This window comes from Demequina ureilytica (assembly GCF_048553575.1).
Lineage (GTDB): Bacteria > Actinomycetota > Actinomycetes > Actinomycetales > Demequinaceae > Demequina.
Map to the genome: position 1 here is coordinate 386,691 of NZ_JBLZIE010000001.1, position 10,398 is coordinate 397,088.

At 68.4% G+C, this 10,398-nt stretch carries 10 protein-coding genes; 8 read left to right on the forward strand and 2 right to left on the reverse strand.

The window, feature by feature from the left end; translation table 11 throughout:
- The first annotated feature begins 13 nt into the window (after positions 1–13).
- The 6 genes from ACNI3K_RS01705 (at position 14) to ACNI3K_RS01730 (ending at position 5,843) form a co-directional block, all read left to right on the forward strand.
- Complete coding sequence (locus tag ACNI3K_RS01705) at positions 14–547, forward strand: phosphoribosyltransferase (protein ID WP_419390128.1); 534 nt, start codon at positions 14–16, stop codon at positions 545–547.
- Positions 544–1,242: a response regulator gene (locus ACNI3K_RS01710; protein ID WP_419390129.1), complete on the forward strand. Its 699-nt coding sequence runs from the start codon at positions 544–546 to the stop codon at positions 1,240–1,242. The genes ACNI3K_RS01705 and ACNI3K_RS01710 overlap by 4 nt, the downstream gene beginning before the upstream one ends.
- Positions 1,243–1,301: 59 nt before the next feature.
- Complete coding sequence (locus ACNI3K_RS01715) at positions 1,302–2,504, forward strand: serpin family protein (protein ID WP_419390130.1); 1,203 nt, start codon at positions 1,302–1,304, stop codon at positions 2,502–2,504.
- Positions 2,505–2,590: 86 nt separating this feature from the next.
- Positions 2,591–3,364 (forward strand): ABC transporter ATP-binding protein, encoded by a 774-nt coding sequence (locus tag ACNI3K_RS01720; RefSeq protein WP_419390131.1) that lies wholly within the window; start codon positions 2,591–2,593, stop codon positions 3,362–3,364.
- A gap of 82 nt (positions 3,365–3,446) precedes the next feature.
- Positions 3,447–5,333, forward strand: coding sequence for a hypothetical protein (locus ACNI3K_RS01725; RefSeq protein WP_419390132.1), 1,887 nt, complete (start codon positions 3,447–3,449; stop codon positions 5,331–5,333).
- A gap of 87 nt (positions 5,334–5,420) precedes the next feature.
- On the forward strand, positions 5,421–5,843 hold the full coding sequence (locus ACNI3K_RS01730) for a rhodanese-like domain-containing protein (protein ID WP_419390133.1): 423 nt from the start codon (positions 5,421–5,423) through the stop codon (positions 5,841–5,843).
- Positions 5,844–5,853: 10 nt separating this feature from the next.
- On the opposite strand, the gene ACNI3K_RS01735 is transcribed toward ACNI3K_RS01730, so the two are convergent.
- The gene (locus ACNI3K_RS01735) at positions 5,854–6,474 is read right to left on the reverse strand and encodes a DUF305 domain-containing protein (protein ID WP_419390134.1); all 621 of its coding nucleotides are present in this window, start codon (positions 6,472–6,474) and stop codon (positions 5,854–5,856) included.
- Between the two features lies 1 nt (position 6,475).
- Positions 6,476–7,126, reverse strand: coding sequence for a thioredoxin-like domain-containing protein (locus ACNI3K_RS01740; protein ID WP_419390135.1), 651 nt, complete (start codon positions 7,124–7,126; stop codon positions 6,476–6,478).
- A 683-nt stretch (positions 7,127–7,809) separates the two neighbouring features.
- Here ACNI3K_RS01740 and ACNI3K_RS01745 point away from each other — a divergent pair.
- Entirely contained in the window at positions 7,810–8,838 is a 1,029-nt protein-coding gene (locus ACNI3K_RS01745; RefSeq protein ID WP_419390136.1) for a LacI family DNA-binding transcriptional regulator, read from the forward strand.
- Between the two features lie 209 nt (positions 8,839–9,047).
- Positions 9,048–10,370: an ABC transporter substrate-binding protein gene (locus ACNI3K_RS01750; protein WP_419390137.1), complete on the forward strand. Its 1,323-nt coding sequence runs from the start codon at positions 9,048–9,050 to the stop codon at positions 10,368–10,370.
- Positions 10,371–10,398 lie beyond the last annotated feature (28 nt).

Below are 10,398 nucleotides of genomic sequence, written 5' to 3' on the forward strand. Positions count from 1 at the left end.
CATACTTGCGGCTATGACCGGCACTGCTGTGAATGGACCCGCTGTGAATGGACCCGCTGAGCGCGAAGTCCTCACCTGGCAGGCGTTCGGGGACGCGTCGCGCGAGATCGCGCAGACGGTCGTCGACTCGGGGTACGAGCCGGAACTGGTGGTGGCTGTCGCGCGCGGCGGGCTACCCATCGGCGGCGCCTTGGCCTATGCGCTCGGCACTAAGGGTGTGGGCACGCTCAACGTCGAGTTCTACACCGGCATCGACGAGCGGCTGCCCGCCCCGGTGCTGCTGCCGCCGCTGCTGGACACGGACGCGATGGCGGGGCTGCGGGTGCTGATCGCAGACGACGTCGCGGACACGGGCGAGACGCTCGCCCTCGTCCAGGAGTTGATGTCGCAGCACGCCGGCGAGGTGCGCACCGCAGTCCTCTACGCGAAGTCGCGATCGATTATCGAGCCCGACTACGTGTGGAAGCGCACCGACCAGTGGATCACCTTTCCGTGGTCCGCGCTGCCGCCGGTCATTCCGGGCGCGGCTCACCCGGAGAACGGATGACCATTCGTGTGGCGCTGGTCGACGATCAGCAACTGATCCGCGCGGGGTTCCGCATGGTGGTGGACTCGCAGGGCGACCTCGAGGTCGTCGCGGAGGCCGGTGACGGCGCTGCGGCTGTCGAGACCCTGATCGCTCTCGACACGCCCGCCGACGTGGTGCTCATGGACGTGCGCATGCCGGGCATGGACGGCATCGAGGCCTGCCGGGCGATCACTGACGCGCTGCCCACCAGGGTGATCATCCTCACGACGTTCGACGTCGACGAGTACGTGGTGGCGGCCATCAAGGCGGGTGCGAGCGGGTTCCTGCTGAAGGACGCGCCGCCCGAGGACCTGCTGGGCGCGATCCGGAGCGTGTACGCGGGCGATGCCGTGATCGCACCGTCGTCCACGCGCAGGCTGCTGGCGACCATCGCATCGGCCGCACCCAACCCTGGCGAGACGACTACCCTGCCTGACCTCACCGACCGCGAGCGGGAGGTGCTGGTGCTGATGGCTCGCGGTCGGTCTAACCGCGAGATCTGCGAGGACCTGTTTCTCGCGGAGCCCACGGTGAAGACGTACGTAGGACGGGTGCTGGCCAAGCTGGGCGCGCGGGATCGCGTGCAGGCGGTGGTGATGGCCTACGAGGCCGGGCTCGTCTCCCCACACTCCTGGCCCAACGGTCTTGGCGCGCGAGACGTCGACACTGCATGAACTCACGAGTGAAGGCAGCCGCAGCCGCCAGTGTCAGTGCCCTGCTGTTGGCTGGGTGCATGACCGCCACCGCAGAGGCCGCCGACCGCCCCGCACCGTCCTCGGACCTCGTGCCGGATCTCGCGCGCGGCATCGACGATGTGGGGTACGACATCTTCCGCGCGGCCGCCAACGACGCCGAGAACACGGTCGTCTCGCCGGTCTCGATCGGCCTCGCCTTCGGGATGGCCGATGCGGGGGCGAGCGGGTCCGTGGCCGATGCGCTCGAGGCTGCTTTCGGCTTTCCTGGCACGGGCGAGGAGCGGCTCGAGGCGTTCAACGCGTATGAGCAGGCGCTGTCGATCCCTCCCGGCACCACTGGCGAGGAGCCGTCGACGGGCGAGGACGTGACGCTGCCGACGGTCACCATCGCCAATCGCGTCTACACCGACACCGATTTCGCCCCCCGGCCCGAGTACATCGAGGACGTGGAGACATGGTTCGGGGCGGGAGCCGAGACTGTGCCGATGCGCTCCGACGGCGCGGCGGCCGCGGACGCCATGAACGCGTGGATCGACGATCGCACCGAGGGGCTGATCCAGAACCTCTACAGCGCGCAGTCGTTCAACAACGCCTCGCGGCTGACGCTCCTCAACGCGCTGTACATGAAGGCCGCGTGGCGCGAGACGCTAGACCCGGAGCTAACCGTCGACCTCCCGTTCACGCGCCTCGACGGGACCGCCGAAGACGTGCCCATGATGGATGCCACCGACACGGCCTCCGCCGTGGCCACCGGGGACGACTACATGGCTGCGTCGCTGGCATACGCGGGTGACGCCCTCGAGATGGTCGTCGTGGTGCCGGACGAGGGGGCTTTCGCCGGCGTGCGCGAGCGCATGGGCAGCGACCTGATGGCGGAGTTGGACGGCGCGTGGAGCCAGGAACCGTTCGTGGTGCAGATCCCGCGCTTCGAGGCCGGATCCAAGCTGAACCTGGGCGCGGTGATGGAGGGGCAGCTCGGCCTGGACGGGATCTTTGGCGTCGTCGGGCTGGACGGGATCGGTGAAGAGCTGCTGATCGGGAGCGCCATCCACGCGACCAAGGTGATCGTGGACGAAGAAGGCACCGAGGCAGCAGCAGTCACCGGGATCAGCGTCGAGGATTCCGGCATGCCGGACCCCGCCCTCGAGGTGATCGCGGACCGGCCGTTCCTGTACGTGATCCGCGACGTCGACACCGGCGCGGCGCTCTTTGTGGGGCAGGTGCTCGACCCCGCGCTGTGAGGTAGCCCGCGTCATACCCAGGTATCGCCCAAGTCGACACCGTAGGCCGATGTGCCAGCCCTGGCATCGGCCGTAGCGTTCCCCGTATGAACCCGAACCAGGCCGGTAAGCCCGACGCCGCATCGGCCCCCGTGACGCTGACGGCACGCGGGCTGACCAAGACGTACGGGAGCGGCGACGCGGCCGTGACGGCAGTCGACCACGTGGACCTCGACATCCCCGGCGGCGCCCTCACCGCGGTGATGGGCCCCTCCGGCTCGGGCAAGACCACGCTGGTGCACCTGCTTGCGGGGCTCGACCGACCGGACTCGGGCGAGGTGTGGGTGGGCGACGACGAGCTCACCGGGCTGTCGGACAAGAAGCTGGCGCGGGTGCGCGGCCGGGTGGTCGGGTTCGTGTTCCAGGGCTTCAACCTCATCCAGACCATGAGCGGCCGCGACAACATCGCGCTGCCGCTGCGACTGAACGGCCTGCCCCACGACGAATCGTGGATGGCGACGCTGGTGGAGGTGCTCGGCATCGACCGCGAGCTCGACCGCAGGCCGTACGAGATGTCGGGTGGTCAGCAGCAGCGGGTAGCCATCGCCCGCGCGCTGATCACCCGGCCGCGCGTGGTGCTCGCCGACGAGCCCACCGGCAACCTGGACACGCACGCGAGCGCCGAGATCCTCTCGCACCTGCGCGCGTCCTGCCGCGAACTCGGGCAGTCGGTGGTGATGGTCACTCACGACCCTGCCGCTGCGTCCTACGCGAGCCAGGTCTTGCTCTTCGCGGATGGTCGCGTCGAGGGACACATCACCGACCCCACGCCCGAGTCGGTCATGGCCGGGCTGGATGCACTAGCAGGAGTAGAGCGGTGAGCCCCATAGCTCGCAGCAACCGAGTAGGCAGGAACGCCATGAAGACCACCCACGCACACAAAACGCACGAAGGAGCACTCCGATGAGGGCCGTCGCGGCTGCTATCTCGGGGGTCTACGCGCTGCTGGTCATGGCCATCGCGCTGCCGTGGGATGAGGCGGAGTGCGCGCGAATGGCGTGCGAGACGAGTGACGCCGATGCGCAGATCTTCCCCTTGGGCTTCACGATCGCCGCGTTGGCGATCCCCACCCTCGTGGTGATGATCATCCTGCGCGCCGTGCTCGGGTTCCGGTCCACGCGAGACCCCGAGGCGGGGGCGGTGCTGGCCGCCCTGGGCCAGACGCGCGGCCCGGCGATGCGCATCGCAGCGCTGCAGGGATTACGTGACGGCGCGATCGCGATGGGCGGGGCGTACGTCGCCGCGGGCGCGATCCACGTCGCGATGCTGGTGGGCACGGGCCTGAACCCCATCACTACAGGCAGTGAGCATTGGGCGGCGCGTGCCGTGCTCGCCTTGATGGTGCTGCTGGCGCTCGTCGTTCCCCACGTCCTGGCCGCAGCCCAGCGGCCGCGCACGCCAGTGGACGCGCTGACAGCGGACATGGAGGACGAGGTCGCCCCGCGGCCATCGCTCGGACGCCGGGCGATGCTGTCGGCCGGGCTGCTCGCGCTCGCCGGCGGCGTCATTGCCGGGCTGGCGATCTCGATGCGAGACACCCCCTGGACCGAGGTCGGGTTCGTCGCCAAGAACGCGGCGGGCATCGCCATGATCGTGGGTTGGGCGAGCGTGCTGGTGCTGGCGTTCTGGGCCATCGTGCCGTGGCTGCGGTCGCGCCGCTCCGCCGCCACCAGCCTCGCCGCGAAGCTCGTGGGGCGCGACACCGGCGTGGGCGCCGTGCTTGCCAGCTATGCAGGGGACCGCTCCCGCGCATCGGCCCGGATCGTCACCGTGCTGGCAGGGCTCGGATTCCTGATCGCCGCCCTGCCGTCGCACGACCCCTACCCTGCGATGGATGACCGTCTGCTCATGACGACGATCGTGGAGGGCGACGTCGACGCGGCGGCATTGGAGGCGGAGTACCGGGACATCGAAGGCGTCGATCGCGTGATCACCACGGACGCTGCAATCGTGGACCCGAACGACTTCGGTAACTTCGTGTTCGCCGTCTCCCCTGGCAGTCTTCGGGGTCGCGAAGACGCCCTGGCCGACGTGCTCGAGCGCCACCCGCAGGCGGTTGCCGCCCAGCTGTGGAACGGCGAGGCGCCAACGGGACTGCTCGCCAGCGGCGAGTTCGAGGCTGCCGAGGTCGTACCGATCGCCACCTGCTGTGGCGCCTTCGTCAACGCCGACCACGTCCAACTGGAGTCGCCCGGCGTGGGCTTCCTCATCTACGCGACGGAGGATGCCGACTGGGACGCCACCATCGAAGCGGTCAACCAGATCGAGACTCCCGAGGCCAGCGCGGCGGGCTCATCGACATCTGGAGCCACTTCGGCCCAGCCCCTGTGGAACGTGGCCGTGAACCTGATGCTTGCCTTCGTGGTGCTCGGCCTGCCGCTGACGCTGCTCGCGGTGGGCGCTGTCCGCAGGCGACGCCGGGACGACGCGACGCTGACGGCGCTGGGCGCCACTGCCCACACCATGCGCACTGCGATCGCGATCGACACCGCCGTGGTGAGCGGGTTCGCGCTTGCGGGCGGCATGGCCGTCGGCGTCGTGACGCGCATCCTGATGACCGCGCTCCAGCAGGGCCGCTTGTCGCTAGGTCCGATCGTTGTGGACGCGCCGCTCATGGTCGGCTTCGACTCCGTCGCCTGGGGCCCCATCGCGGTGGTCGGCGTGGCGAGCGTCGTGATCATGACACTCGTCGCGTTCATCACGGCGCGGGTGACCGGCCGCCGCACGGGCGCCCCCGCCGGTTCGGTAGGACGCGTGCCGACCAGCAGGGAGCCCGCACCGCTCCCCTAGACTGACGCGCATCGGCCCCCAGTGTGGGGCGCCGCCCCCGCACCCACATCGGCCGCATGGTCGAAGACAGCCGTGGAAGGACCGCACGTGAGCAACTACGCCGGAGACATCACCCCCCAGGAGGCCTGGGAGATGCTGACGAGCAACCCCGATGCGCGGCTGGTGGACGTGCGCACCGATGCCGAGTGGCGGTTCGTGGGTGTGCCCGACACGTCGGCGACCGAGCACGAGACGCTGTTCATCGAGTGGGTGAGCTACCCCGATGGCGAGCGCAACTTCCGGTTCGTGGAGCAGCTCAAGGACGGCGGGCTGGAGCCCGGGTCCGAGGCGCCCGTGATCTTCCTATGCCGCTCGGGCCAGCGCTCGATTGGCGCGGCAGTGGCGGCGACCGACGCGGGGATTGGGCCGTCCTATAACGTCCTCGAGGGTTTCGAGGGCGCGGTGAACGGCGAGGGCCATCGCGGATCGCAGGGCTGGCGCGCGGCCGGGCTGCCCTGGCGTCAGGGCTAGCAACCCTCGCCTACTGACGCTCCTCGAGCATTCCGCGCATCAACTCGATCTCGGACTCCTGGCTTGTCAGCACGGAGTTCGCGAACGAGGTCACCAAGCCGTTGTCGGTCAGCGGCAGCACGCCTTCCGCCATGTCGACGGCGCCAAGGTGGTGGCTGATCATCAACTCCAGGAACATCACCTCGGCCTCGACGCCGGAGGAGGCCTCGAGAGCATCGATCTGCTCAGCGGTAGCCATTCCGGGCATCGCGGCTTCGTGGTTCATGGCGGAATCCATGTCTTCCATGTCGTGCGACATCCACGCCATTGGCTCGGCGGCGCTGTATGCCGGGAGGTCCCACACCGAGAGCCAGCCGTACATCTGACCCGACTGGTGCGCCTGCACGTTGGCGATGTCATAAGCGAGCAGCCGGATTCCCGGATCGTCGGTGAGGTCACGAATGATGAACGCCATCTCGACACCCTGATCGTGGTGCACCTGCATGTCGCGGGCGAAGCCTGCCTCGGCGCTGTCGTTGCCCGGGATCGGAATGGCCGGCGTGCTCACCCGTCCCAGCGTGTACGCGGGCACCGCGACGACGACCGCGAGGATCACGGCCGCGACGGCAAGGATGACCTTGCGTCGCGCCATGTCAGTTGACCTTTCCTGGTCCGTCGATCGCGCCGGTGCATGCGGCGCCGGGCTCGGGCACGTTCTGGCTCAGCCAGTACTCCTCGAAGAACTCAGTGATGCGCTCGTCGTCCACCGAGTCGACCTTGAGCTGCACATTCCACCCGCTCAGGGCGATGGGCGTGTCCATGCCCTCGTACGGGGACAGGATCGAGTGGGTGTCGGGGAGGAGCGCCCGGAGCGTGTCGACCTCGTCGCCCTCGATCTGTGCCGGGTCATACGTTGCCCACACGGCGCCGTGCTCTAGAGCGTGCACGGCGTTCTCGTTGGGCACCGGCTCGGAGTAGACGCCGCAGTTCAGCCAAGTGGCGCTGTGCTCACCACCGGCGGGTGGGGTCTGGGGGTAGGTCACCGGGGTCTCAACGTGGAGAGGCTCGTTCTCGAACGTCTCCACGCCGTCGATCTCTGCACCCGTGCCGCCGGCGTCGTAGCTGACCTGTGGCGGCGCGTTCACGACGATGAAGGCGATCAGTCCGCCGACGACCAGGACGCCGGCGACGGCGCCAATGATTCCGGCGCGACGGTTGCTCTTCTTGCGGCTCAGCTCCTTGCGGTACTGCTCGAGCTTCTTGTCGCGCTTGCCAGAGCCGCCTGACTTGGGAGAGGGGGTCACGGGATGCCTTTCGACGCAAATCAGTCCGGGGAACGCGACCCGCGCGTCCGCAACGGCGCCGCCATCACCATGCTAACTCTGTCGGTGCCCCTCTCCCGGCAGCCTCCTCGTCGGCCTCCATACGGGTGCTGGGACCCGGCGACGGAGCACTTAACGCCCACACGCCGCCGACCGACCGGATCAACTCAGCAGCATTCCGGTGCCCGTGCGGGCGTCGCCGCCGGGGGCTCAGTTCGTCCGGCCGGTCGGTCAGGGGTGGCCAGCGATAGCGGGCGGCACGCGGCAGCGGGCGGCACGCGGGCCGATGCGCGCTCGGCTCCGGCGGTCGGAGGGCGTTCGTGCGGGCGGGGTTCTGGTCGGCTGGCGCCGAGCGACCGGCGAGCCGGATCAACTCAGCCCGCCGTCAGAACCCGCATGGGCCACCCGCGAGGACACTCGGCTGGTCCGGCCGGTCGGCCGGTCGAGGAAGTTCCCGTGCGATGTGCAGAGTCGCGTCGCAACGGACCAGGCTCTCGTTCCACAGTTCTGACAAGCCGTGCAACTGACCAACCTCGCGGCGAGATGTCACGATTTGGTCTCATGACTTGCATAGTTGCCATCCGCAACTTAGTGTCAGTGACGTCGAAATGCTTCGAAGCGCTTCGACACCACGGTGACAAACCCGAGTGACGATGGAGTCAACGATGGCAACGATCGAGGATGTGGCCCGCGAGGCGGGCGTCAGCATCTCGACGGTCTCGTATGCCCTCAGCGGCAAGCGGGCCATCAGCGCCACCACTCGCGAGCGCGTCGAGGCCGCCGCCACCAAGCTCGCATACCTCCCCCACGCCTCGGCTCGCATGCTCGCAGCCAACCGCTCGCACATCTTCGCCGTCACCGCCCCGCTGCACCCCGACACAGACCACAGCGCGCACATGACGTTCGCCATGGAGGTCACGAAGGCCGCGCGCGAACGGGACTACGACACTCTGCTGCTGGTGCACAAAGACGCACTGGAGGGCATGAAGCGTTCCGCGGCGACCAGCCTCGCGGACGGCATCGTCGTGCTCGACGTCGACGCTCATGACGAGCGCGCCAGCCTGGCGCGCCAACTCGACTGCCCCGTGGTGTTCATCGGCATCCCGGAGGACACCTCGGGCCTGGTGTGCGTGGACCTCGACTTCGAGGCGGCCGCCGCCATGTCGATCGACCGCCTGCTCGACGCGGGCCGCACGAGCATCGGCCTCATCTCGCACCCCGAGGAGACCCTGGCGCGCGAGTCCAACTTCCCCCTGCGCTTCCGTCACGGCTTCGAGCGGCACGCTGCAGAGCGCGGCATCGACATCGCTGTCGCGAACCCCACGAACCACCGCGCCCACGAGGCCATCGCCGAGCTGCTGGAGCGCAAGCCGGACCTCGATGCGATCGTGCTCAACACGAACATCGACGTCGCCGGATCCGTGACCGCCGCCCTCGCGGGGCTGGGACGCTCGGTGCCGGCAGACGTCTCCGTGGTGGCCGCCGGCGTCACCTTCTCCACCCTTCGCTTCCCCGTGCCGTTCGACACCATCCCCCTCGACGCGCACGCCTCGTGCTCCACGGCGGTCGACATGCTCGTCCGCCTCGTGGAGAACCGTGACTCTCTCCCCGAGACCACGCTCATCCCGCCCACCTACATCGAGCTCGGCTCAGTCGCCGCTGCGCCCAAGCCCGAGCGAAGCACGGTCGCATGAAACCCACGCTCCCAAGGCGCTGACGCGGGCGCTTGATCGAAGCGCTTCGACAAGGCGCGGAGACCACACCACGCCCGGCGAATCACCACAACTGAACAGACCAGACCACCACCATCGTCGAAGCGCTTCGCCTGCCGGGCAAGCACGGACGTCGACACCCCGCGACGGGCCACCCCGGTCCCGAGCACCTACAAGGAGGTAGACACCACATGAAGAACCGATCACGCACTCTCGCGGCGCTCACAGCCGCCGGAGCACTGACCTTCACGCTTGCAGCGTGCTCATCCGAGGACGGCGGCGAGGCTGAGACCCCGGCCGACGGCGACTGGTCTGGCGAGACCCTCAACGTCATGCACTTCGAAGGCCAGGACTCAGCGATGGGCATCGCCTGGGACCGCGCCATCGAGATCTTCGAAGAGGAGACCGGTGCGAGCGTCAACCTGGAGCTCACGGCATTCGAGGACCTGCGCACCTCTGCCGAGCAGCTCTTCGACTCCGGCGATGCTCCTGACGTCGCCGAGTACAACAAGGGCAACGCCACCGCGGGACAGCTCGCGGCCATCGGCGTGATCCAGAACCTCGACGAGGCCTACGAGGAGTACGGCTGGGACGAGCTGTTGTCGGACTCGGTCGCCACGACCGCGCAGTACAACGACGAGGGCGTGATGGGCTCGGGCAGCTACTACGGCGTCCCGAACTACGGCGAGTTCACCTTCCTCTACTACAACGAGGACATGTTCGCCGAGTACGGCATCGAGGTCCCCGAGAGCATCGAGGAGATCGAGGCCGCCGCAGCCACGTTCGCCGATGCGGGTGTCACCCCGTTCGCCGAGTCCGTCCAGGAGTACCCGCTCGGTCAGCTGTGGTATCAGTTCGCGCTCAGCCAGGCGGACCGCGAGTTCGTCAACGCTTACCAGCTCTACACGGAGCCGGTCGACTGGCAGGGCGAGGAGATCAGCTACGCCACCGAGACGCTCGACGAGTGGATCGAGCAGGGCTACATCTCCTCCGAGGCCACTGGCATGACGGCCGAGGACGCCGGACTCCAGTTCATCAACGGCGAGGTCCCGATGTTCTACTCGGGCTCCTGGTGGTACGGCCGCTTCCTGACCGAGGTGTCCGACTTCGAGATGGGCATCACCAACTGGCCCTCCACCGAGCTCACCCCCGGTTCGGGCGGCAACATGTGGGTCGTCCCCGTCGAGTCCGAGCAGCCTGAGCTGGCGCGCATCTTCATCGACATCACCATGCGTCCCGAGATCCAGGCGCTGCTAGGCGAGTCCGGCGGCCTGCCCGTCGCGGCGGACCCCGCGGACATCACCGACGAGGACGCACAGGCGCTCATCGAACTGTTCAACGAGGTGCTTGAGCGTGACGGCCTGGCGTTCTACCCGGACTGGCCCACGCCCAACTTCTACGGCGACCTCAACGGTGTGCTGCAGGGACTGGTGAACGACGACTTCACTCCCGAGGAGGCCCAGGCCGAGCTCGAGTCCTACTACGAGGGCCACGTCGCGGACCTCCGCGAATAACCTCTCCCACTCATAGGTGCGGGCCGGG